This window comes from Nesterenkonia sp. YGD6, from assembly GCF_022565895.1.
Lineage (GTDB): Bacteria > Actinomycetota > Actinomycetes > Actinomycetales > Micrococcaceae > Nesterenkonia.
In genome coordinates this window covers 156,947-178,152 of the sequence record NZ_JAJOYY010000003.1, presented here as the reverse complement: position 1 = coordinate 178,152, position 21,206 = coordinate 156,947, and the positions used below count along the sequence as shown (strand labels likewise).

The following is a 21,206-nucleotide window of genomic DNA, read 5'->3' as shown; positions in this document are numbered from 1 at the left end:
CAATGGCAGTTGGAACCAAAGAGCTGACCGTTGAGAAGCTCGCAGAGATGGACTCAGCAGGCCTGTCAGAGGCGCTGCGCTCTTCCAAGGAAGAGCTGTTCAACCTCCGCTTCCAGTCCGCCACCGGCCAGCTGGAGAGCTCCAGCCGGTTGAAGGACATCAAGCGCGACATCGCCCGGATCTACACCGTGGTGCGTGAGCGGGAGCTGGGCATTCGCGAGAATGTCGATGCCGCCGCGGACTCCTCGGATTCGGCTGATGAGCAGAACGAGAAGAAGACTGAGGACTGAGCATGAGTGAAGCAACTGCAGAGACCCGCAATGACCGCAAGACCCTGCGTGGCGTCGTCGTCTCCGACAAGATGAATAAAACCATCGTCGTCGAGGTCGAGGACCGTCGCAAGCATGGTCTGTACGGCAAGATCATGAAGCGGCACACGAAGTTCATGGCACACGATGAGAACGAGCAGGCAGGTGTCGGCGACACCGTGGTGATCGCCGAGACCCGTCCGCTGTCCGCAGCCAAGCGCTGGCGGCTGGCCGAGATCGTCGAAAAGGCAGAGTGATTCCGGTGCTCCGGGATCGGCGCAGCAGCTGCTGCCGCTGACGCCGGAGCACCGAGAGCGCCTGCGTGCCTCCGAGGGCCCGACTGCTGCACCCCAGGGTGCGGGAGTTGGGCCCTCGGTGTATCTCGTGTAGGATATTGAGGCTGTGCGCCCTTTTAGATGAGGCTATCCACCTCAAAGGACAGCGCACGTCCCCGAAAGGGCCCCTCGGGGCCCCGGGAAACGCCGCCTCGGCCATGCATTCAGCTGCCCGTCCCGTGAGGGACGGAGAGTGTGTGGGTAAGCGGCCAGGGGACTTGTCAGGTAAGTCGGACCACATGCCCGAAGCGGTTTGATCGCCGCGTGAAGGTGTCCGACTCAGGCTAGAAGTTCCACAAGGCTCGGCACGAGTCCGAGAACCAGTGAGACGACAGGAGAAAACAAGTGATTCAACAGGAATCGCGGCTCAAGATCGCCGATAACACCGGTGCCAAGGAAGTCCTTGTCATCCGTGTCCTCGGTGGATCCGGACGCCGCTATGCAGGTATCGGCGACACATTCGTCGCCACCGTCAAGGACGCAATTCCGGGCGGCAACGTCAAGAAGGGCGACGTCATCAAGGCTGTTGTCGTGCGCACCAAGAAGAAGATCCGTCGCAACGACGGGTCATACATCAGCTTCGACGAGAACGCTGCTGTGATCCTCAAGGGTGAGACTCCTGAACCGCGCGGAACCCGTATCTTCGGGCCCGTCGGTCGCGAGCTGCGCGAGAAGAAGTTCATGAAGATCGTCTCGCTCGCCCCGGAGGTGCTCTGACTCATGGCCAAGATCAAGAAGGACGACCTCGTCCAGATCCTCACCGGCAAAGACAAGGGCAAGCAGGGCAAGGTCCTGCAGGTCCTGCCTCAGAAGGAACGCGTCCTCGTAGAGGGCGTCAACCGCGTGAAGCGTCACCTCCGTGCCGGCCAGTTCGGCAGCACCGAGGGCGGCATCGTGGAGTCTGAGGCTGCTATCCACATCTCCAACGTCGCTGTGGTTGACCCCGAGACGGGCAAGCCCACTCGCGTCGGCTACCGGCAGGAGACCGTGGAGCGTGATGGCGTCAGCAAGACCGTGCGCATCCGCTTCGCCAAAGCTTCCGGAAAGGACCTGTGATGACTGAGGTTCAGAGCGAGACTGAGAAGACCACCCCACGGCTCAAGGGCAAGTACCGCGCGGAGATCCGCTCCACGCTGCAGGAAGAGTTTGGATACTCCAACGTCATGGAGGTCCCCGGCCTGGTCAAGGTCGTGGTCAACATGGGCGTCGGCGAGGCAGCTCGCGATTCCAAGCTCATCCAGGGCGCCATCGAGGACCTGACCAAGATCACCGGTCAGAAGCCCAAGGTGACTCGCGCTCGGAAGTCCATCGCTCAGTTCAAGCTGCGCGAAGGACAGCCGATCGGCACGCACACCACGCTGCGTGGCGACCGCATGTGGGAGTTTGTGGACCGCCTGGTGACCCTCGCACTGCCCCGTATCCGCGATTTCCGCGGACTCAGCGGCAAGCAGTTCGACGGCAACGGCAACTACACCTTCGGTCTGACCGAACAGTCGGTGTTCCACGAGATCGATCAGGACAAGATCGATCGCCCTCGCGGCATGGACATCACTGTGGTGACCACCGCGAAGACTGATGAGGAAGGCCGCGCGCTGCTCAAGGCGCTGGGCTTCCCCTTCAAGACCGAATAACAGTAACTACGCCGCAGGTCCTTTCACCAAAGGTTCCGAACCCCCCGACTCACCTCGGGGGATCGAGTTCCTTCGGAGATCTGAAACCACGGCGAGGAAGGGCAGAAGCCCCTCATGACAATGACTGACCCAGTTGCAGACATGCTGACACGTCTGCGCAATGCCAACTCGGCTTTCCACGATCAGGTCTCGATGCCAAGCTCCAAGCTGAAGGTTCGCTTGGCTGACATCCTGAAGGCGGAAGGCTACATCTCCGAATGGCGCGAAGAGGAGGCCGAGGTCGGCAAGACCCTGGCCATCGACCTCAAGTTCGGCCCGAACCGTGAGCGTTCGATCGCCGGCCTGCGCCGCATCTCCAAGCCCGGTCTCCGGGTGTACGCGAAGTCCACCAACCTCCCGCACGTTCTGGGCGGCCTCGGCATCGCGATCCTGTCCACGTCCTCCGGTCTCCTCACTGACCGGCAGGCAGCCAAGAAGGGTGTAGGTGGGGAAGTCCTCGCCTACGTCTGGTAACCGGAAGGAGTCGAAGCACTATGTCACGCATCGGTCGTCTTCCGATCACCATCCCTGCCGGCGTCGAGGTCAAGCTGGAAGGTCGCCAGGTCTCCGTCAAGGGGCCCAAGGGCGAACTCTCCCGCACTCTTGCCGAAGGCATCACCGTCTCAGAAGAGGACGGCACCCTTACGGTGTCCCGTCCCAACGATGAGCGCGAATCGCGTTCACTCCACGGCCTGACCCGCACCCTGATCAACAACATGATCATCGGTGTCACCGAGGGCTACTCCAAGAAGCTCGAGATCGTCGGCACCGGTTACCGTGTGCTGGCCAAGGGCTCCGACCTGGAGTTCGCACTCGGCTACTCGCACCCCGTTCCGGTGAAGGCCCCTGAGGGCATCACCTTCGAGGTTGCGACCGCCACCAAGCTGGCTGTCAGCGGGATCGACAAGCAGCAGGTCGGCGAGGTCGCCGCCAACATCCGCAAACTGCGCAGGCCTGACCCGTACAAGGGCAAGGGCGTGCGTTACGAGGGCGAGCAGGTTCGCCGCAAGGCTGGAAAGGCAGGTAAGTAAACCATGGCTATTGGTATCAAGGGCAAGTCCAAATCCGCTGCCCGCGGCCGCCGCCACCTCCGCCTGCGCAAGAAGCTCAACGGTTCCGCTGAGCGTCCGCGCCTGGTGGTCAACCGCTCTGCTCGTCACATGGTCGCTCAGGTCGTCAACGACCTCGAGGGCACGACCCTGGTCTCCGCCACCACTATGGAGGCAGACCTGCGCAGCTTCGACGGCGACAAGACCGCCAAGGCGAAGAAGGTCGGCGAAATGGTCGCTGAGCGCGCCAAGGCAGCCGGCATCGACGCTGTGGTCTTCGACCGCGGCGGCAACAAGTACCACGGTCGCGTGGCCGCCGTCGCCGACGGCGCCCGGGAAGGTGGTCTGAAGCTGTGAGTGAGAACGCAAACAACCCTGAGAAGGACTCGTCTGTGACTGAGGCCAAGGAAACCGCCGCCCCCGAGACTGCACCGCAGACTCAGGCCGCCGGCGAGAACAGCAATGCTGCTCGCGGTGAGCGCGGCGGCCGCGGTGACAACCGCGGCGCTCGTGGTGGTCGCAGCGAAGGCGGCGGCCGCGGCGGTCGTGGTGGTCGTGGCGGGCGCGAAGAGGAGAAGGACAAGTTCCTCGAGCGCGTCGTGACCATCAACCGAGTGTCGAAGGTCGTCAAGGGCGGTCGTCGCTTCAGCTTCACCGCCCTGGTCATCGTCGGAGACGGCGACGGCCTGGTCGGCGTCGGCTACGGCAAGGCCAAGGAAGTCCCGGCTGCCATCGCCAAGGGTGTGGAAGAGGCCAAGAAGAGCTTCTTCCGCGTCCCGCGCGTCGGCTCCACCATCCCGCACCTGGTCAAGGGTGAGGATGCTGCCGGTGTCGTCCTGCTTCGTCCGGCCGCACCGGGTACCGGTGTGATCGCCGGCGGTCCGGTCCGCGCAGTCCTGGAATGCGCAGGCATTCACGACGTGCTGACCAAGTCCATGGGCTCGGTGAACGCCATCAACATCGTTCACGGCACCATCGACGCCCTCAAGCAGCTCGAAGAGCCCGAAGCCGTGGCAGCACGCCGCGGCAAGGCTCTCGACGAGATCGCACCGGCCCGGATGCTGCGCACGATGGCGGCTGACCGCGAAGCCCGTGCACAGAAGGCAGGTGCATGACTTTGCGCAGTACCGTCAATTACAACACCGCGCGGAACCTGAAGATCGGTGAGCACAAGCTCACCGTGACCCAGGTGAAGTCCCTGATCGGCGCCAACCCCAAGCACCGCGAGACTGTTCGCTCGCTCGGCCTGAAGCGGATCGGCCACACCGTGGTCCGTGACGCAGACGCCGTGACCGTGGGCATGCTCAACAGTGTGAAGCATCTAGTGAAGGCTGAGGAGGCGAACTAAGGATGCCAGAGAACACCGCTGCAGAATCCAACGTCCTCAAGGTCCACGATCTGCGTCCAGCACGCGGCGCCAAGAAGTCCCGCACCCGTGTGGGACGTGGTGAAGCCTCCAAGGGCAAGACCGCAGGCCGTGGTACCAAGGGCACGAAGGCCCGTTACCAGGTCCGCGCCGGCTTCGAGGGTGGTCAGCTTCCGCTGTACATGCGCCTTCCGAAGCTGCGCGGCTTCAAGAACCCGTTCCGCGTGGAGTACTCGCCGGTCAACCTGACCAAGCTCGGCGAGATGTTCCCCGAGGGCGGCGACGTCACTGCTGATGACCTCATCGCCAAGGGGGCTGCTCGCAAGGGCCGCCCGGTGAAGGTCCTCGGCTCCGGTGAGATCTCTGTCGCCGTGTCCGTGAAGGCTCACGCCTTCTCGGCCAGCGCCGAAGAGAAGATCAAGGCTGCCGGTGGTTCCACCGAGCAGCTGGCGCTGAAGGCTGCTTCCAAGCAGGCCTGATCGGCTCATCAATGATCAAGACCCCCGTGGTTCCCACGGGGGTCTTGTCATATCCGGGCCGACTCCGGCCGCAGGATTCTTTCCCCGTGCGCACCGCGCGTTAGTATGACTGACTGTGTGGCCGAAGGCCGCGCAACGGCAATTCACGCATCAGGAGGCCGCTTGTTCAGCGCGATCGCAAGGGTGTTCAAGACACCCGACCTGCGTCGAAAGATCTGGTTCACCATCGCGATCATCGCGATCTACCGCATCGGCGCATTCATCCCGGCACCCGGGGTGGACTACTCAGCAGTGCAGCAATGTCTGGCACTGGGGACCACTGAGGGCGGCCTCTATTCCTTCGTGAACATGTTCTCCGGCGGGGCCATGCTCCAGGTGTCCATCTTCGCGCTCGGGATCATGCCCTACATCACCGCGGCCATCATCGTGCAGCTGCTGCGCGTGGTCATCCCGCGGTTCGAGAACCTCCAGCGGGAGGGTGCGCAGGGGCAGTCCAAGCTGACCCAGTACACGCGCTACCTCACCATCGCGCTGGCCCTGCTCAACGCCACCACCCTGGTCTCCATGGCCCGCACCGGTGCGCTGCTGGGCTGCGACATCCCGATCATCACCAACGACGTGCTTCCGGTCGTGCTGCTGATGATCCTGGCCATGGTCACCGGTGTCGCGCTGATCATGTGGCTCGGCGAGCAGATCACCGAGCGCGGCGTCGGCAACGGCATGTCCATCCTGATCTTCGTCTCCATCGCCGCCGGGTTCCCCGGCGCCATGGGCGAGATCTGGACCACCCAGGGCTGGCGGACCTTCGGCATGGTGATGCTCATCGGTCTGGTCACCATCGCCGCCGTGGTCTTCGTGGAGCAGTCCCAGCGTCGCGTGCCGGTCCAGTACGCCAAGCGCCAGGTGGGCCGCCGCACGGTCGGCGGGACCTCCACCTACATCCCGATCAAGGTCAACATGGCCGGCGTCATCCCGGTCATCTTCGCCTCCTCGGTCCTGATGCTCCCCTCGGTGCTGGCCCAGTTCAACCAGCCCGGTCCCGGTGAGGAGCCCTCGGCCTTCATCCAGTTCATCCAGACGTACTTCGTGGGCGGAACGCACCCGCTCTACATGGCCGCGTTCTTCATGATGACCATCTTCTTCACCTACTTCTACGTGACCATCACGTTCAACCCGAACGAGGTCGCCGAGAACATGCGCAAGTTCGGTGGGTTCATCCCCGGAATCCGCGCGGGCAAGCCCACCGAGAGCTATCTCGCCTACGTGATCTCCCGGATCACCTTCCCCGGCGCGCTCTACCTGGGCCTGATCGCGCTGATCCCGCTGATCGCCTTCGTCCTGATCGGGGCGAACCAGAACTTCCCGTTCGGCGGCACCTCGATCCTCATCATGGTCGGCGTCGGGCTGACCACGGTCAAACAGATCAACGCACAGATGGAACAACGAAACTATGAAGGGTTGCTGCGATGACGCGCATGTTGATAGTTGGACCGGCCGGTTCAGGCAAGGGAACCCAGTCGAAGCGGATCTCCGAGGACCTTGGCATCGTCGCCATCTCCACCGGTGACATCTTTCGGGTGAACATCAAGGAGCAGACCGAGCTCGGACGCGAGGCGCAGGGCTATGTCGACGCCGGCGACCTCGTCCCGGACTCGGTCACCAACCGGATGGTCGAAGATCGACTCACCTGGAAGGATGCGGAGAACGGATTCCTGCTCGATGGCTACCCGCGAAACCGGACGCAGGTCGCCGCGCTCGATGAGATGCTCTCGCGTCTGGATGTGAGCCTCGATGTGGTGCTGGAGCTCACGGCTGACCGCGAGGAGCTGATCACTCGGCTGAAGAAGCGCGCAGAGATCGAAGGCCGGGAGGACGACGCCGACGAGGGCGCCATCCGCCGTCGGCTGGAGATCTTCGAATCCGAGACCGCGCCGATGATCGCTGAATATGACTCCCGCGGGCTCGTGCGCCGCGTCGACGGGCTGGGCCCCATGGACGAGGTCAACTCACGCATCATGGAAGCACTGAAGTCCTGATGTTCTCGCGCAGCCGGATCGAGCTGAAGTCGGAGCAGCAGCTGCGTCATATGGCCGCGGCGGGCGCGATCCTCAACGAGGCCCTGGAGGCCACGCTGGCGACGGCCGTGCCGGGCGTGACCACCGGGGAGCTCAACGACGTGTTCGCCGAGGTCATCACCGCCCGCGGCGCGAAGCCCAACTTCTTGAACTACCACGGGTTCCCCGGCTACATCTGTGCCTCGGTCAACGAAGAGGTCGTCCACGGGATACCGGGGGAGCGGGTCCTGCAGCCCGGGGACGTGCTCAAGATCGACGGCGGCTGCATCATCGAAGGCTGGCACTCCGACTCGGCCCGCACCCGGATCCTGGGGTCCTCCCAGGACGGCACCGCGGACCCTGAGGACGAACGGCTCTCGGCGATCACGGAGGCGGCCATGTGGCGGGGGATTGCGGCATTCGCGACCGCCAAGAGCACCGGCGAGATCGGCGAGGCGATCGAGGACTACGTCTCGGCCCAGCCCGGCAGGAAGCTCGGGATCCTGGAGGACTACGTGGGCCACGGCATCGGATCGCAGATGCACATGCCCCCGGATGTGTTCAACTACTCCACCGGCATGAAGGGCGCCAAGATCCGCCCCGGCATGGCGCTGGCCATCGAGCCGATGCTCACCCGCGGCGGCATCGAGACCGAGGTGCTCGACGATGACTGGACGGTGGTCACCAGCGATCGCTCCCGCGCAAGCCAGTGGGAGCACTCGGTGGCACGTCATGAGGACGGGATCTGGGTGCTGACCGCCGCAGACGGCGGGGCCGCGGCGCTCGCGCCGTTGGGCGTGACACCGGTGCCGCTTCCTTAGCGCCCGAGCAGAGTCGGCGCGGCGACGTCAGATGAGTCGTCGCCCTCTCTGAACTGAAGTTGTCCAGGGCGGAACCGTCCTGTAGGCTGTACTGCTGGTTGTCTCTCTCGTTCTGCATGCCTGCATACTGTGCCGGCATGCATGATGCAGAGGCGCCGCAGCAATCGAATCAGACCCCTCGGTCATCTGGAACTGCACTGCGCCGCAGTGTGGGCTTCGGAGGGCTCGGGGTCGCGAACGGTATGTGGAGCATATGGGTAAAAAAGAAGGCGTCATCGAAGTAGAGGGCCGGGTTTCTGAAGCCCTGCCGAATGCAATGTTCCGCGTGCGTCTGGAGAACGAGCACGTCGTCCTCGCGACCATTTCGGGCAAGATGCGCCAGCACTACATTCGCATCCTCCCCGAGGACCGCGTAGTGGTGGAGATGAGCCCGTATGACCTCAACCGTGGGCGCATCGTCTACCGCTACAAGTGAGTAGCCGAACGCGTCGGTCAACGTAAAAAACTGTCGCACGCGACCGAATAAGAGGAGAACCCATGAAGGTTCAGCCGAGCGTGAAGCAGATCTGCACTGACTGCAAAGTCATCCGCCGCAGCGGCGTGATCCGTGTGATCTGCAAGTCGAACCCACGCCACAAGCAGCGCCAGGGCTGAGTCCTTCACTTACATCACGTAAGTGAGGGCGCACCCGCGCTGGACAGCTCACATCATATGCAGTGCAGCCCGTCACTGAGCTGGACGAGCACACCCCCGGTTTCCGAAGGCCGGGGACCCGCTGATGACATCACCTCCGATGTCGGACCGTTCAGGTCCCAGAGGGAATTGCACTGCTTGAGACCTTCGGAAGAGAACAAGGAGGACTGCCACTGTGGCACGTCTGGCAGGTGTAGACATCCCGCGCGAAAAGCGCACGGTGATCGCACTCACTTATATCTACGGCGTTGGGCGCACCAGCGCCGAAGCAGCCGTTGAAGCAATCGGTATCGAAGCAGGTACCCGCGTGAAGGATCTGACTGACGATCAGCTGATCTCTCTGCGTGACTACATCGAGAGCAATCTCACCGTCGAGGGTGACCTTCGTCGTGAGGTCGCTGCTGACATTCGCCGCAAGGTGGAGATCGGCTCTTACGAAGGTATCCGCCACCGTCGCGGCCTTCCGGTCCGCGGTCAGCGCACCAAGACCAACGCTCGTACCCGCAAGGGCTCGAAGAAGACCGTCGCAGGTAAGAAGAAGTAGTTCAGCAGCGCAGGCTCACACCGAGTCAGCAGTTGATCCGAAGAACTCAGTCACGGAGAAGAAATGCCACCAAAGTCACGCGCAGCGGCACGCAAGCCGCGCCGCAAAGTCAGCAAGAACATCACCCAGGGTCAGGCTCACATCAAGTCGACCTTCAACAACACCATCGTCTCCATCACCGATCCCCAGGGCGCAGTGGTGTCCTGGGCGTCCTCAGGTGAAGTTGGATTCAAGGGTTCACGCAAGTCGACTCCTTTCGCCGCGCAGCTCGCCGCCGAGCAGGCCGCGAAGCGCGCACAGGAGCACGGGATGAAAAAGGTCGAGGTCTTCGTCAAGGGACCCGGTTCGGGACGCGAAACCGCGATCCGCTCGCTCCAGGCCGCAGGCCTGGAGGTCGGCTCCATCTCGGACGTCACCCCGAGCGCGCACAACGGTTGCCGCCCGCCCAAGCGCCGTCGCGTCTGAGCAAACTTCTTTAACAAGACATTAGAGTCTGCCCCCGGCCGCAACGCCGGGGGCAGGCCGAGCATCATTACTCAGTGAGAATGCGTCAAATAGCGGACGCACTCTGAAAGGAACAATCAGTGCTCATTGCACAGCGCCCCACGCTGACCGAAGAAGTTGTCGCCGACAATCGCTCCCGCTTCGTCATCGAGCCCCTCGAGCCCGGCTTCGGCTATACCCTGGGCAACTCCATGCGTCGCACCCTGCTCTCCTCCATCCCCGGTGCGGCCGTCACCAGCGTTCGGATCGATGGTGTGCTCCACGAGTTCACCACCATCGCCGGCACCAAGGAAGACGTCACCGAGCTCATCCTCAACGTGAAGCGACTCTCCGTCTCTTCCGAGCATGATGAGCCCGTCGTCGCATACCTCCGCAAGGAGGGCCCCGGTCCCGTCACCGCGGCGGACATCACTCCGCCGGCAGGCGTGGAGTTCCACAACCCGGACCTCCACCTCGCCACGCTGAACGAGCACGGCAAGCTCGACATGGAGCTGACCGTCGAACGCGGCCGCGGCTACGTCTCGGCGGCACAGAACAAGATGGCCGACGCAGAGATCGGCCGGATCCCGGTTGACTCCATCTACTCCCCGGTCCTGAAGGTCTCCTTCAAGGTCGAGGCGACTCGTGTGGAGCAGCGCACCGACTTCGACAAGCTCACCGTCGACGTGGAGACCAAGTCGTCCATGGAGCCCCGCGATGCCCTGGCATCGGCAGGCACCACCCTGGTCGAGCTCTTCTCGCTGGCTCGCGAGCTCAATGTCGCAGCCGAGGGCATCGAGATCGGCCCTTCGCCGACCGACGCCGCGCTGGCTGCCGACATGGCTCTGCCCATCGAGGACCTGGAACTGACGGTGCGCTCCTACAACTGCCTCAAGCGCGAGGGCATCCACAGCGTGGGTGAGCTCGTGGCACGTTCAGAGGCCGATCTGATGGACATCCGGAACTTCGGTGCCAAGTCCATCGACGAGGTCAAGGACAAGCTCGTCGAGCTTGGTCTGAGCCTCAAGGACTCCCCGGCAGGCTTCGACCCGACCGCGGCTCGCTTCCAGGAAGCTGGCGACGAGGACTACGTCGAAGAAGAGCAGCAGCGGTTCTAGAGAACTGCGGCCCACGACAACTATTCGCGCTGACGTTCAACTGAACTGACTGCGCACCACTCAAGGAGAACCAGACCATGCCTACCCCCACCAAGGGTCCGCGCCTGGGCGGCAGCCCGTCGCACGAGAAGATGATGTTGGCGAACCTTTCCGCCAACCTGTTCGAGCACCGCGCGATCACCACCACGCTGACCAAGGCCAAGCGCCTCCGCCCCTACGCCGAGCGTCTGATCACGATGGCGAAGCAGGGCGACATCGCTGCTCGCCGTCGCGTGGTCGGCAAGATCAGCGCCAACAGCGCGACCAACCAGGCCATCGTCCACGAGCTGTTCACCGTGATCGCCCCGGCCATGGCCGAGCGCGAAGGCGGCTACACCCGCATCGTGAAGATCGGCAACCGCAAGGGCGACAACGCTCCGATGGCTGTCATCGAGCTCGTCATGGAGCCCGTCTCGCCGAAGCAGGCAGTGGTCAGGGAGGCCGAACAGGCCACCGCGACCCCCGCCCAGCAGCCGGCGCAGGAGGAGACCACCGAGGTCGAGTCCACCGAGGCTGCGGCCACCGAGTCGGAGTCCGCTGCGTCGGAGTCCACCGAGGCCGAGGGTCAGAAGTAGACCCTTCAGCACGCATTCGTCAGGCGCCCCCGATCTCAGCGATCGCGGGCGCCTGACGTGTCTGCAGCTGAGCCCGCATCGAACTCTGCACGTACAGGGGGCAACGCATGAACATCCGCGAAGACCCGCAGTGCCTGACCCTGCGGGTGCGTCTGGACCTGGCCTATGACGGAAGCGCGTTCCACGGGTGGGCCGTCCAGCCTGGGCTTCGCACCGTGGAGGGAGCCCTGCGTGAGGGCCTGGCCACCCTCCTGCGCCGCGAGGTGCCGCTTATCGTGGCCGGACGCACCGACGCCGGAGTCCATGCCCGGGGGCAGGTGGTCCACCTCGACCTGAGCTTGGCCGAGTATGCAAATCTGGGTCGAGACCGAGGGATCACCCCGGAGGAGGCGCTCGTGCGCCGCCTGACCGGGGTTCTGCACGGTGAGCGCGGCGCCGTCGTCGTCTTCGCCGCTGCCATCGTGTCGCAGGACTTCGACGCGAGGTTCTCCGCGCTGAGCCGCACCTACCGCTACCGCATCGCCGACGCCGCCTCCCACCGCGACCCGCTGCGTCGCCTGGACACGGCGTGGCACCGGGTGCCCCTGAACGCTGAGCTGATGAGGCTCGAGGCCGCCTCCGTGGCCGGACTGCAGGACTATGGCAGCTTCTGCCGGCCCCGGGAGCGCAGCACCACCATCCGGGAGCTGCATGACTTCAGCATCCACCGGGACGCCGACGGCGTGATCCTCGCCGCGCTCACCGCCGACGCCTTCTGCCACCACATGGTGCGCGCCCTGATGGGGGCCTGCCTGGACGTGGGGGAGGGGCGCCGGGCCCCCGGCTGGCTGATGAGCCGGCTCGCCGAGCCGGTCTGGGACCAGCGGGTCCGTCTGGCCCCGCCCGGCGGCCTGGTGCTGGAGTCCGTCCAATACCCGGCAGACGAGCAGCTGGGCCGCCGCGCGGAACAGACCCGAGCGCTCCGGCAGCCTGCTGAGCAGGGCTGAGAGTCGGGACCTGCTGTGATATCAGTCACAGCAGACCGCCGCCCCGGACAGGTCAGTCCGGCTGGAGTGCCCTGTCAGTGCTGGGCAGGACACTCGCGTCACCGCTTCTGAGGCAGCGTCAACCGGGGTCGCGGGAGTCGCGAGGTTCACGATCGAGGACCATAATCGTTCGGGCTCGCCTTCACCGACGAAGGCCCTCATCCCTGACCTGCAAAGGAACCAACCACTGATGAGCATCACCTCTCGCTCGCAGGACTCCGGCATCGGCGGCGTCGCCTGGGTCGTCCTGGTCGCCGCGTTCGGCGGCTTCCTCTTCGGCTTCGACACGGCGGTGATCAATGGGGCCGTCGGTCCCATTCAGGCCCAGTTCGACCTCTCAGACATCGCTGTCGGCTTCACCGTCTCCTCGGCCCTGCTGGGCTGCATGATCGGCGCCTGGGCCGGCGGCAGCCTCTCTGACCGCATCGGCCGCCAGCGCGCCATGATGGTCGCCGCCGCACTGTTCTTCGTCTCCGCGATCGGCTCCGGCCTGGCGTTCGGCGCCGTCGACCTGGTGCTCTGGCGGGTGCTCGGCGGCATCGGCGTCGGCATGGCCTCGGTGATCGCCCCGGCCTACATCGCCGAGGTCGCCCCGACGCACCTGCGTGGACGCCTCGGCTCGACCTGGCAGCTCGCGATCGTGGTCGGCATCTTCATGGCTGCCTCCTCCAACGCCTTCATCGCCAACGTCGCCGACGGTGCGGCCGAGGAGCTGTGGTTCGGTCTGGAGGCCTGGCGCTGGATGTTCCTGCTGGAGGCAGGACCGGCGCTGCTCTACGGCCTGCTGGCCTCCTCGATCCCCGAATCGCCGCGCTACCTGGTCTCCCGCGGTCGCGAGAAGCAGGCGGCCAAGGTGCTCGAGGAGATCGTCGGCATCCAGGGTGAGTCTGCGATCGCGCAGAAGATCAAAGAGGTCCGCGAGACCATCAACCTGGAGGCGAGGCAGAAGTTCCGCGACCTCATCGTCAGCGGCAGGCTCACGCCCATCGTCTGGGTGGGTCTGGGCCTCGCGGTCTTCCAGCAGTTCGTCGGCATCAACGTCATCTTCTACTACTCCAACACCCTGTGGCAGGCCGTGGGGATCGCCGAGGACCAGGCGTTCCTGGTCCAGATCATCACCACCAGCGTGAACATCGTGGCCACCGTCATCGGCATCATCATCGTGGACAGGGTGGGTCGCCGCATCCCGCTCGCCGTCGGCTCAGCCGGCATGGCGGCGGGACTGGGCATGATGGCCGTGGCGTTCAGCCAGGCGGTGGTCACCGTGGGCGCCGACGGCGAGGAGCTGGTCTCCCTGCCGGGTGCCTGGGGCATGGTCGCGCTGGTCTCCGCGAATGTCTTCGTGCTCTTCTTCGGCGCCACCTGGGGACCGTTCATGTGGGTCCTGCTGGGGGAGATGTTCCCCAACCGGATCCGCGCGGTGGCCCTGGGCGTCACCGCCTCCGCAAACTGGGCGGCGAACTTCCTGATCTCGATGCTCTTCCCCGAGATGGCCGCGTTCTCGCTGGTCTTCGCCTACGGCTTCTACGCGGCCTCGGCGCTGCTCTCGATGTTCTTCGTGCTCAAATGGGTCCCGGAGACCAACGGGCGCGAGCTTGAAGACATGTCAGACACCGCCTACGCGAAGGCTCCTCGCGCCGCGAAGACCCGATGAGGCGGCCCTGAGGACCCAGCCGATCCAGCGCTGGGAACACAGCAGGATCAGCCGCGTCCCCGCCCGGAGAACAGGTCACCGGCAGGGGTCCTGGAGCGTGACTTTGCTCAAAGGCGGGGGTGCTCTGTATAGTTGTTGGTTGTTGTGCGTGTCCACCCCTGCGTGGGTCCGTGTCGAGGCGGCTCAGTTGCATGGTCGTCAGCCTCCGCGGACTGCAGGGGAACCCACGGGCCCGGTCTCTTCCCAGTCCTCACCTGGGAATCCGGACGTCGCACTCGCGAAGAAACAGTCACTGACACTCGGTGCCTCTCACACACCAGAGAGTCCAGTGCGCTGAACCGTAGAACATCGACCGAAGGCATACCAACGTGCGTACGTACACCCCGAAGCCTGGCGACGCCGACGCCCAGTGGCACGTCATCGACGCGACTGACGTCGTGCTGGGCCGTCTCGCCTCACAGACTGCTGCGCTGCTGCGCGGCAAGCACAAGCCGACCTTCGTCCCACACCAGGACATGGGCGACTTCGTCATCATCATCAACGCCGAGAAGGTCGCCATGACCGGCGACAAGGCCGAGAAGAAGCGCTACTGGCGCCACTCCGGCTTTCCCGGCGGCATCAAGTCGCTGACCTTCAACGAGATGGTCTCGCGCTACCCCACCCGCGCTGCGTACCAGGCGGTCAAGGGCATGTTGCCACATAACAAGCTCGGAACGGCCCAGCTGAAGAAGCTGCGCGTCTATGCAGGTGCAGAGCACCCGCATGTCGCCCAGCAGCCGAAGCCGTTCGACATCTCCCAGGTCACTCAGTAGTCCTGGCCACCCGACACTAGAATTTTCAAGGAGAATCGTGGCTCAGAACACTGAAGAGCTCACCGAAACCGAGGAGCTCTCAAGCTACACCTCGGAATCAACCCCCACCGAGGAGACCGCCGGCGAGTCCGAGCGTGCACCGTTGACCGTCGGCGGAGCCGCCATTGGTCGACGCAAGCGCGCACGTGCTCGCGTCCGCATCACCCCGGGCACCGGCACCTGGACCCTCAACGGTCGCAGCCTGGAGGAGTACTTCCCCAACAAGCTGCACCAGCAGGAAGTGAATGATCCCTTCACCCTGCTGGGCCTCAAGGGCGCCTACGACGTCATTGCTCGCATCGACGGCGGCGGCCCCTCGGGCCAGTCCGGCGCCCTGCGGCTCGGCATCTCCCGTGCACTCAACGAGATCGACCGCGATCACAACCGCGCGGCACTGAAGAAGGCTGGATTCCTGACTCGCGACGCCCGTGCGGTGGAGCGCAAGAAGGCCGGTCTGAAGAAGGCCCGCAAGGCACCGCAGTACTCCAAGCGCTGATCCTTCAGCACTGGTCCCAGTGTTGATCCCCAGCTGCTCGAAGAACCCCGCCGGAGACTCTCCGGCGGGGTTCTTCGCGTATGTGGGGGATCCGCCCAGTAGACTGACCGTCATCATGGCAAGACTTTTCGGCACTGACGGCGTGCGCGGTGTGGCCAACGAGCTGCTCACCGCTGAACTCGCCCTCACCCTCTCCCAGTCAGCAGCGACCATCCTCGGCCACCGGCAGGTGACCCCCGGCACCCGACCCACCGCAGTCGTGGCGCGGGATCCGCGCATCTCAGGGGAGTTCATCTCCGCCGCGGTGCAGGCCGGCATCGCCAGCAGCGGGGTCGACGTCTTCGACGCCGGCGTGCTGCCCACCCCTGCCGCCGCCTTCCTGGTCGCTGACATCAATGCAGACTTCGGCGTGATGATCTCCGCCTCGCACAACCCCGCCCCGGACAACGGGATCAAGTTCCTGGCCCGCGGCGGGCACAAGCTCGACGACGCCGCCGAGGACGCGATCGAGACCGAGATGGGGCGGACGCCCCCGCGGCCCACCGGGGCCGACGTCGGGCGGGTCAGCCGGTTCGCCGACGCCGAGGACCGCTACCTGGTGCACCTGCTGCGATCCCTGAACGGCATCAGCCTCAAGGGGCTCAAGATCGTGCTCGACTGCGCCCACGGCGCCGCCGCCGGCGTCTCACCCCAGGCCTTCACCGACGCCGGGGCCGAGGTGATCGTCATCGGAGCCGAGCCCGATGGGCTGAACATCAACGAGGGCTACGGCTCCACCCATCTGGGTCCGCTGCAGGACACTGTGCGTGAACACCGCGCCGACCTGGGCATCGCCCACGACGGCGACGCCGACCGCTGCCTCGCGGTCGACCACACCGGAGAGATCATCGACGGTGACCAGATCATGGGCATCCTGGCCATCGCGCAGAAGGAGGCCGGGACCCTGGTGGATGACACTCTGGTGGTCACCGTGATGTCCAACCTCGGTCTGAAGCTCGGCATGGAGGCGGCCGGGGTCAGACTCGTGGAGACCGCAGTCGGGGATCGCTATGTGCTCGCCGCGATGCGCGGAGCCGGCTACAACCTCGGTGGCGAGCAGTCGGGGCATCTGATCTTCGCGGACTACGCCACCACCGGTGACGGTCTGCTCACCGGGCTGCAGCTAGCGGCCCGGGTCGCCGCCACCGGGAGATCGGTCCGGACCCTGGCCGCGGAGGCGATGACGCGGCTCCCGCAGGTGCTGATCAACGTCAAGGGCGTGGATCGGACCCGGGTCAAGACGCATCAGCCGGTCCAGGAGGCCGTCGCGCAGGTGGAGGCCCGTCTGGGAGCCACCGGCCGAGTGCTGCTGCGCCCCTCCGGCACCGAACCGGTGGTACGGGTCATGGTGGAGGCACCGACCGCGGATCTCGCCCGGGCGGAGTCCGAGGCGCTGGCCGACGTCGTGAAGGCCGAACTGGCCCTCTGAGCCGGCTCGCTGAGCCGGCTCGCTGAACCGGCCGCACCCCACCCAGCGCGTCGAGCGGCGGACTCTCCGAACATCTCAGGCCTGGACGGCCCTCGGATGAGCCGAGAATCCGCCCCTCAACACTGGGGGTCCTCGCCTGTGCCCAGCGCCGGGTGCCGATCAGGAGATTCACCGCGGGCCTCAGGGTGCAGACAGGTCTGGCTCCGCGACGTCGTACTCCGCCGCTGCCGGCTGGTCCCAGTACTCCTCCAGGGTGAGGCCCTGCGCGGCGACCTCACCTGCCGTGTCCTGCCCGACGTAGCGCAGATGCCAGGGTTCGAACTCGTAACCGGTGATCTCCTCGGCGCCTTCCGGATACCGGATCACGAAGCCATGGTCCGCGGCGTGCTCCGCCACCCATTGCCCCTCAGGCGTATCGGCGAAGCAGTGCCCCTGGATGCAGTCGGGATTGTCGATGCTGATCACATCTGCCGCGAGACCTGTCTGATGCTCCGAATAGCCCGGGCGGGCCACCAGCTCATCGGTCTCCTCGGTGCCGACCGCCGAATGTCGGTTCGCATACAGCTCAAGCTGTGCCGCATAGGAGCGGTACCCGCTGGTCATCGCCAGGACCTGACCGTCCTGGGCTGCGGCGTCTATCAGCTGGGCGAGCGCCTCAGCGGCGGGTCGGCGCAGCAGCAGCTGATTCTCGGTGGTCATCCGCACGTCCGGAGCCTCCAGGTCTGAAGGGGCGTGGTCCTCGGGGTCCAAGGAGTTCTGCGGGTTCACCAGCACGTGGATGGAGTCCGGGTCCCAGGAGGGATCGCTGGCGCGCACAGGGGTGGGTTCAGGACTGGGCTCGGCGTCAGCCTCGGCGCCGGAGTCCGGCTCAGCGCTGGACTCCGCCCCCGGTGCCGGGTCCTCCGCCTCGGGGAGCTGATCACCGCGCACCTCGGAGAGCGTCTGGTCCCCGGTGAGGCCCGCGCGGACCGCATCCCATGCGCGGGGCAGGAAGTACCCCGCCAGCAGCAGCGCACCGATGGTCAGGGCAGCCACGAGCACCCGACGTCGGCGGTAGACCCGGGCGCGCCGGGCCTGCTGCTCCGGCCACTGGCGACGACCGTCCGGGGTCAGCTGTGCCTCAGACATAGAGCACCCCGGGACGCGGAGGGGCGCAGCGGGGCAGAACCAGCTTCACGGACTCAGACCTTGCGCAGCAGGACGCGGGAGACGGAATGGTCCTCGCCCTTGGCCATCACGAGCCGCGCCCGGGAGCGGGTCGGGGCGATGTTCGCGCGCAGGTTCGGGCCGTTGATCCGGTTCCAGATCTCGGAGGCGCGAGCCTGCGCCTGCTCGTCGTCGAGGAAGGAGTACTGGTGGAAGTAGCTCTGCGGGTCCGCGAAGGCTCCGTCGCGCCAGCGCATGAACCGGTCCACGTACCACTGCTCGATGTGCTTGGGCTTGGCATCGACATAGATGGAGAAGTCGAAGAAGTCGCTGAGCGCCAGGCCGGTGGTGCCGTCCTCGCGCACCCGCGCCGGCTGCAGCACATTGAGCCCCTCCACGATGAGCACATCGGGCTGACGGATCACCACTTCACGGTCCGGGACGATGTCATAGACCAGGTGCGAGTACCAGGGGGCGCGCACCTCGGGCTTGCCCGACTTCACCTCGGAGACCATCCGCAGCAGCGCCCGGCGGTCATAGGCCTCCGGGAAGCCCTTGCGGTCCATCAGGCCGCGACGCTGCAGCTCGGCGTTGGGGTAGAGGAAGCCATCGGTGGTGACCAGCTCCACCCGCGGGGTCGACGGCCAGCGGCGAAGCATCTCCTGGAGCACCCGGGCGGTCGTGGACTTGCCCACCGCCACGGATCCGGCCACACCGATGACGAACGGGGTGCGCAGGGTCTGCTCGCCGAGGAACTCATTGGCCGCGGAGCGCAGCTGCGCGGCGGACTCCACATAGATCGAGAGCAGCCGGCTCAGCGGCAGGTAGATCTGCTCGACCTCATTGAGCGAGAGATGTTCGCCGATGCCGCGCAGCCGGTCGACGTCGTCCTGGTTCAGCGGCTGTTCGATGGTGTCGGCCAACCGGGCCCAGGCCTGGCGGTCCAGCTCCGCGAAGGGGGAGTGGGAGGTGTTCGGCTGATCGGGCTTGAACGGGGACCCCGCCCAGGGCGCGGTGCCCGCCACCAGGGCGGGAAGCGGACCCGCAGAGGTGCGCGGATGAGGATCTTCGGATGGGCGCTCAGACACGTTGACACGATACGCTATCCCTCATGTGTGGAATCGTCGGCTATATAGGCCTGCCCGAGAAGACCAGTCAGCACTCAGCCCTCGACGTGCTCCTAGAAGGACTCCGTCGCCTGGAGTACCGCGGATATGATTCCGCGGGCGTGGCGACCGTGACCGGCGGAAGCGTCTCGACGAGGAAGAAGTCCGGCAAGCTCGCCAACCTCCTCGCCGAGATCGAGGCGGACCCGATGGCTGAGGCCTCGGTGGGCATCGGTCACACCCGCTGGGCCACCCACGGGGCGCCCACGGACCAGAACGCGCACCCGCACCTGGCCGACGAGGGCAAGCTCGCCGTCATCCACAACGGCATCATCGAGAACTTCGCGCAGCTCAAGGCCAAGCTCGTCGCCACCGGCGAGGAGTTCAGCTCGCAGACCGACACCGAGGTGGCCGCGAAGCTGATCGGCCAGTACTTCGCCGGCTCCGCCGCGGGTGACCTGACCGAGGCGATGCGTCTCGCGGCCAGCGAGCTGGAAGGCGCGTTCACGCTGCTCGCCGTCCACGCCGACCAGCCCGACCGTGTGGTCGCCTCACGCCGCAACTCACCACTGGTGGTGGGCCTGGGCGAGGGGGAGAACTTCCTCGGCTCCGACGTCTCCGGATTCATCGACTTCACCCGTGAGGCCGTGGAGCTGGAGCAGGACCAGGTCGTGACCATCACCACCGACGACGTGGCCATCATCAACTTCGACGGCACCCCCGCCGAGGGCAAGCGCTTCTCGGTGAACTGGGACGCCGCCGCCGCCGAGAAGGGCGGCTACGGCACCTTCATGGAGAAGGAGATCCACGATCAGCCCAAGGCCGTGGAGGACACCCTGCTGGGGCGCACCGACGCCTCGGGCCGCCTGGTGCTCGACGAGCTGCGCATCGACCCCGGAGAGCTCAAGGACATAGGCAAGATCATCGTGCTGGCCTGCGGCACCTCCGCCTACGCCGGCATGGTCGCCAAGTACGCCATCGAACACTGGGTGCGCGTGCCCGTGGAGGTGGAGCTCAGCCACGAGTTCCGCTACCGCGATCCGATCATCGATGACTCGACGCTGATCGTCTCGCTCTCCCAGTCCGGGGAGACAATGGACACCCTGATGGCGGTCCGCTACGCCAAGGAGCAGGGCGCCCGCACCCTGGCGATCTGCAACACCAACGGATCCACCATTCCGCGCGAGTCGGACGCGGTGCTCTACACCCACGCCGGACCCGAGATCGCGGTGGCCTCCACCAAGGCCTTCCTGGCCCAGATCACCGCCTCCTACCTGCTGGGCCTCTACATGGCACAGCTGCGCGGGAAGCTCTTCCAGGGGCAGATCGAGGACATCCTCGCGGACCTGCACAAGATCCCTGCCAAGATCCAGGAGATCCTCGACGGGGCCGATGACATCCGCAAGCTCGCCCGCGAGATGGCCCAGGCCCCTTCGGTGCTCTTCCTCGGGCGCCACGTCGGCTACCCGGTGGCGATGGAGGGCGCGCTCAAGCTCAAGGAGATCGCCTACATCCACGCCGAGGGCTTCGCCGCCGGCGAGCTCAAGCACGGCCCGATCGCGCTGATCGATGAGGGTCAGCCGGTCTTCGTCGTCGTCCCTTCCCCGCATGGCCGGGATTCGCTGCACGCCAAGGTGGTCTCCAACATCCAGGAGGTCCGCGCCCGCGGCGCCAAGACGATCACCGTGGCCGAGGTCGGCGACGCCGACGTCGTGGACTACTCCGAGACGGTCTTCTACGTCCCGGAGACCCAGCCGCTGCTGATGCCGCTGCTGACCACCGTCCCGCTGCAGATCTTCGCCTGCGCACTGGCCGCCGAGAAGGGCTACGACGTCGACCAGCCGCGCAACCTGGCCAAGTCGGTCACCGTGGAGTGACCATCTAAGTGGAGTGACCATCTAGGTGGTGTGTCCCTTTGAAAGAGAG

28 protein-coding genes are annotated in these 21,206 nt (G+C 65.5%); 26 read left to right on the top strand and 2 right to left on the bottom strand.

Annotation, left to right across the window (positions count from 1 at the left end; genetic code table 11):
- Positions 1 to 2 precede the first annotated feature (2 nt).
- The 25 genes from rpmC (at position 3) to glmM (ending at position 17,028) form a co-directional block, all read left to right on the top strand.
- A complete protein-coding gene (gene rpmC / locus LTI14_RS06110) occupies positions 3 to 290 on the top strand; it encodes a 50S ribosomal protein L29 (protein WP_106121797.1) in 288 nt (95 codons plus the stop codon).
- 2 nt (positions 291 to 292) lie between these two features.
- Entirely contained in the window at positions 293 to 565 is a 273-nt protein-coding gene (gene rpsQ, locus LTI14_RS06105; protein WP_106121798.1) for a 30S ribosomal protein S17, read from the top strand.
- 423 nt (positions 566 to 988) lie between these two features.
- Complete coding sequence (gene rplN / locus LTI14_RS06100) at positions 989 to 1,360, top strand: 50S ribosomal protein L14 (RefSeq protein ID WP_036473253.1); 372 nt, start codon at positions 989 to 991, stop codon at positions 1,358 to 1,360.
- 3 nt (positions 1,361 to 1,363) lie between these two features.
- On the top strand, positions 1,364 to 1,699 hold the full coding sequence (gene rplX, locus LTI14_RS06095; RefSeq protein ID WP_241465383.1) for a 50S ribosomal protein L24: 336 nt from the start codon (positions 1,364 to 1,366) through the stop codon (positions 1,697 to 1,699).
- Complete coding sequence (gene rplE / locus LTI14_RS06090) at positions 1,699 to 2,274, top strand: 50S ribosomal protein L5 (protein WP_036473255.1); 576 nt, start codon at positions 1,699 to 1,701, stop codon at positions 2,272 to 2,274. The genes rplX and rplE overlap by 1 nt, the downstream gene beginning before the upstream one ends.
- 114 nt (positions 2,275 to 2,388) lie before the next feature.
- Entirely contained in the window at positions 2,389 to 2,787 is a 399-nt protein-coding gene (gene rpsH / locus LTI14_RS06085; protein WP_036473257.1) for a 30S ribosomal protein S8, read from the top strand.
- Between the two features lie 20 nt (positions 2,788 to 2,807).
- The gene (gene rplF / locus LTI14_RS06080) at positions 2,808 to 3,344 is read left to right on the top strand and encodes a 50S ribosomal protein L6 (RefSeq protein ID WP_241465382.1); all 537 of its coding nucleotides are present in this window, start codon (positions 2,808 to 2,810) and stop codon (positions 3,342 to 3,344) included.
- A 3-nt stretch (positions 3,345 to 3,347) separates the two neighbouring features.
- Positions 3,348 to 3,719 carry a 50S ribosomal protein L18 gene (gene rplR / locus LTI14_RS06075; RefSeq protein ID WP_106121803.1) on the top strand — a complete coding sequence of 124 codons (372 nt, stop codon included), beginning with the start codon at positions 3,348 to 3,350 and terminating at the stop codon, positions 3,717 to 3,719.
- Entirely contained in the window at positions 3,716 to 4,477 is a 762-nt protein-coding gene (gene rpsE / locus LTI14_RS06070; protein WP_241465381.1) for a 30S ribosomal protein S5, read from the top strand. Before rplR ends, rpsE begins: the two co-directional genes overlap by 4 nt.
- Positions 4,474 to 4,710, top strand: coding sequence for a 50S ribosomal protein L30 (rpmD, locus tag LTI14_RS06065; RefSeq protein ID WP_241465380.1), 237 nt, complete (start codon positions 4,474 to 4,476; stop codon positions 4,708 to 4,710). Before rpsE ends, rpmD begins: the two co-directional genes overlap by 4 nt.
- Before the next feature lie 2 nt (positions 4,711 to 4,712).
- A complete protein-coding gene (gene rplO, locus LTI14_RS06060) occupies positions 4,713 to 5,207 on the top strand; it encodes a 50S ribosomal protein L15 (RefSeq protein WP_241465379.1) in 495 nt (164 codons plus the stop codon).
- Positions 5,208 to 5,369: 162 nt separating this feature from the next.
- On the top strand, positions 5,370 to 6,677 hold the full coding sequence (gene secY / locus LTI14_RS06055) for a preprotein translocase subunit SecY (RefSeq protein ID WP_241465378.1): 1,308 nt from the start codon (positions 5,370 to 5,372) through the stop codon (positions 6,675 to 6,677).
- Complete coding sequence (locus tag LTI14_RS06050) at positions 6,674 to 7,243, top strand: adenylate kinase (RefSeq protein ID WP_241465377.1); 570 nt, start codon at positions 6,674 to 6,676, stop codon at positions 7,241 to 7,243. Before secY ends, LTI14_RS06050 begins: the two co-directional genes overlap by 4 nt.
- The gene (gene map, locus LTI14_RS06045; RefSeq protein WP_241470674.1) at positions 7,240 to 8,082 is read left to right on the top strand and encodes a type I methionyl aminopeptidase; all 843 of its coding nucleotides are present in this window, start codon (positions 7,240 to 7,242) and stop codon (positions 8,080 to 8,082) included. Before LTI14_RS06050 ends, map begins: the two co-directional genes overlap by 4 nt.
- A gap of 253 nt (positions 8,083 to 8,335) precedes the next feature.
- A complete protein-coding gene (infA, locus tag LTI14_RS06040) occupies positions 8,336 to 8,557 on the top strand; it encodes a translation initiation factor IF-1 (protein ID WP_036473267.1) in 222 nt (73 codons plus the stop codon).
- A 62-nt stretch (positions 8,558 to 8,619) separates the two neighbouring features.
- On the top strand, positions 8,620 to 8,736 hold the full coding sequence (gene rpmJ / locus LTI14_RS06035; protein ID WP_036473268.1) for a 50S ribosomal protein L36: 117 nt from the start codon (positions 8,620 to 8,622) through the stop codon (positions 8,734 to 8,736).
- Between the two features lie 214 nt (positions 8,737 to 8,950).
- Positions 8,951 to 9,319 carry a 30S ribosomal protein S13 gene (gene rpsM / locus LTI14_RS06030; RefSeq protein ID WP_241465376.1) on the top strand — a complete coding sequence of 123 codons (369 nt, stop codon included), beginning with the start codon at positions 8,951 to 8,953 and terminating at the stop codon, positions 9,317 to 9,319.
- Positions 9,320 to 9,382: 63 nt separating this feature from the next.
- Positions 9,383 to 9,784 carry a 30S ribosomal protein S11 gene (gene rpsK / locus LTI14_RS06025; RefSeq protein ID WP_036473271.1) on the top strand — a complete coding sequence of 134 codons (402 nt, stop codon included), beginning with the start codon at positions 9,383 to 9,385 and terminating at the stop codon, positions 9,782 to 9,784.
- Positions 9,785 to 9,903: 119 nt separating this feature from the next.
- Positions 9,904 to 10,920 (top strand): DNA-directed RNA polymerase subunit alpha, encoded by a 1,017-nt coding sequence (locus LTI14_RS06020; RefSeq protein ID WP_241465375.1) that lies wholly within the window; start codon positions 9,904 to 9,906, stop codon positions 10,918 to 10,920.
- Between the two features lie 77 nt (positions 10,921 to 10,997).
- Positions 10,998 to 11,534, top strand: coding sequence for a 50S ribosomal protein L17 (rplQ, locus tag LTI14_RS06015; RefSeq protein WP_241465374.1), 537 nt, complete (start codon positions 10,998 to 11,000; stop codon positions 11,532 to 11,534).
- 107 nt (positions 11,535 to 11,641) lie between these two features.
- Positions 11,642 to 12,520 (top strand): tRNA pseudouridine synthase A, encoded by an 879-nt coding sequence (locus LTI14_RS06010; RefSeq protein WP_241465373.1) that lies wholly within the window; start codon positions 11,642 to 11,644, stop codon positions 12,518 to 12,520.
- A gap of 229 nt (positions 12,521 to 12,749) precedes the next feature.
- Positions 12,750 to 14,213: a sugar porter family MFS transporter gene (locus LTI14_RS06005; RefSeq protein WP_241476053.1), complete on the top strand. Its 1,464-nt coding sequence runs from the start codon at positions 12,750 to 12,752 to the stop codon at positions 14,211 to 14,213.
- A 368-nt stretch (positions 14,214 to 14,581) separates the two neighbouring features.
- A complete protein-coding gene (gene rplM / locus LTI14_RS06000; protein ID WP_241465371.1) occupies positions 14,582 to 15,025 on the top strand; it encodes a 50S ribosomal protein L13 in 444 nt (147 codons plus the stop codon).
- A gap of 37 nt (positions 15,026 to 15,062) precedes the next feature.
- Positions 15,063 to 15,560 carry a 30S ribosomal protein S9 gene (rpsI, locus tag LTI14_RS05995; protein ID WP_241465370.1) on the top strand — a complete coding sequence of 166 codons (498 nt, stop codon included), beginning with the start codon at positions 15,063 to 15,065 and terminating at the stop codon, positions 15,558 to 15,560.
- A gap of 115 nt (positions 15,561 to 15,675) precedes the next feature.
- Positions 15,676 to 17,028 (top strand): phosphoglucosamine mutase, encoded by a 1,353-nt coding sequence (glmM, locus tag LTI14_RS05990; RefSeq protein WP_241470570.1) that lies wholly within the window; start codon positions 15,676 to 15,678, stop codon positions 17,026 to 17,028.
- Positions 17,029 to 17,208: 180 nt separating this feature from the next.
- On the opposite strand, the gene LTI14_RS05985 is transcribed toward glmM, so the two are convergent.
- Together LTI14_RS05985 and coaA are read right to left on the bottom strand one after the other, a co-directional pair.
- Positions 17,209 to 18,156 (bottom strand): M15 family metallopeptidase, encoded by a 948-nt coding sequence (locus tag LTI14_RS05985; protein WP_241476052.1) that lies wholly within the window; start codon positions 18,154 to 18,156, stop codon positions 17,209 to 17,211.
- Positions 18,157 to 18,209: 53 nt separating this feature from the next.
- A complete protein-coding gene (gene coaA, locus LTI14_RS05980) occupies positions 18,210 to 19,202 on the bottom strand; it encodes a type I pantothenate kinase (RefSeq protein ID WP_255727424.1) in 993 nt (330 codons plus the stop codon).
- Positions 19,203 to 19,285: 83 nt separating this feature from the next.
- On the opposite strand from coaA, the gene glmS reads away from it, so the two are divergent.
- Positions 19,286 to 21,157 (top strand): glutamine--fructose-6-phosphate transaminase (isomerizing), encoded by a 1,872-nt coding sequence (gene glmS / locus LTI14_RS05975; protein WP_241476051.1) that lies wholly within the window; start codon positions 19,286 to 19,288, stop codon positions 21,155 to 21,157.
- The last annotated feature ends 49 nt before the right edge of the window (positions 21,158 to 21,206 follow it).

Bases quoted from the DNA above. Each gene is read 5' to 3' on its own strand.
- rpsQ (WP_106121798.1), top strand. From the start codon at position 293: ATGAGTGAAGCAACTGCAGAGACCCGCAATGACCGCAAGACCCTGCGT.
- rpmD (WP_241465380.1), top strand. From the start codon at position 4,474: ATGACTTTGCGCAGTACCGTCAATTACAACACCGCGCGGAACCTGAAG.
- rplX (WP_241465383.1), top strand. From the start codon at position 1,364: ATGGCCAAGATCAAGAAGGACGACCTCGTCCAGATCCTCACCGGCAAA.
- rplR (WP_106121803.1), top strand. From the start codon at position 3,348: ATGGCTATTGGTATCAAGGGCAAGTCCAAATCCGCTGCCCGCGGCCGC.
- infA (WP_036473267.1), top strand. From the start codon at position 8,336: ATGGGTAAAAAAGAAGGCGTCATCGAAGTAGAGGGCCGGGTTTCTGAA.
- glmM (WP_241470570.1), top strand. From the start codon at position 15,676: ATGGCAAGACTTTTCGGCACTGACGGCGTGCGCGGTGTGGCCAACGAG.
- rplQ (WP_241465374.1), top strand. From the start codon at position 10,998: ATGCCTACCCCCACCAAGGGTCCGCGCCTGGGCGGCAGCCCGTCGCAC.
- LTI14_RS05985 (WP_241476052.1), bottom strand. From the start codon at position 18,156: ATGTCTGAGGCACAGCTGACCCCGGACGGTCGTCGCCAGTGGCCGGAG.
- rplF (WP_241465382.1), top strand. From the start codon at position 2,808: ATGTCACGCATCGGTCGTCTTCCGATCACCATCCCTGCCGGCGTCGAG.
- rpsH (WP_036473257.1), top strand. From the start codon at position 2,389: ATGACAATGACTGACCCAGTTGCAGACATGCTGACACGTCTGCGCAAT.
- rplO (WP_241465379.1), top strand. From the start codon at position 4,713: ATGCCAGAGAACACCGCTGCAGAATCCAACGTCCTCAAGGTCCACGAT.
- LTI14_RS06050 (WP_241465377.1), top strand. From the start codon at position 6,674: ATGACGCGCATGTTGATAGTTGGACCGGCCGGTTCAGGCAAGGGAACC.
- rplE (WP_036473255.1), top strand. From the start codon at position 1,699: ATGACTGAGGTTCAGAGCGAGACTGAGAAGACCACCCCACGGCTCAAG.
- rpmJ (WP_036473268.1), top strand. From the start codon at position 8,620: ATGAAGGTTCAGCCGAGCGTGAAGCAGATCTGCACTGACTGCAAAGTC.
- rpmC (WP_106121797.1), top strand. From the start codon at position 3: ATGGCAGTTGGAACCAAAGAGCTGACCGTTGAGAAGCTCGCAGAGATG.
- glmS (WP_241476051.1), top strand. From the start codon at position 19,286: ATGTGTGGAATCGTCGGCTATATAGGCCTGCCCGAGAAGACCAGTCAG.
- rpsK (WP_036473271.1), top strand. From the start codon at position 9,383: ATGCCACCAAAGTCACGCGCAGCGGCACGCAAGCCGCGCCGCAAAGTC.
- LTI14_RS06010 (WP_241465373.1), top strand. From the start codon at position 11,642: ATGAACATCCGCGAAGACCCGCAGTGCCTGACCCTGCGGGTGCGTCTG.
- LTI14_RS06005 (WP_241476053.1), top strand. From the start codon at position 12,750: ATGAGCATCACCTCTCGCTCGCAGGACTCCGGCATCGGCGGCGTCGCC.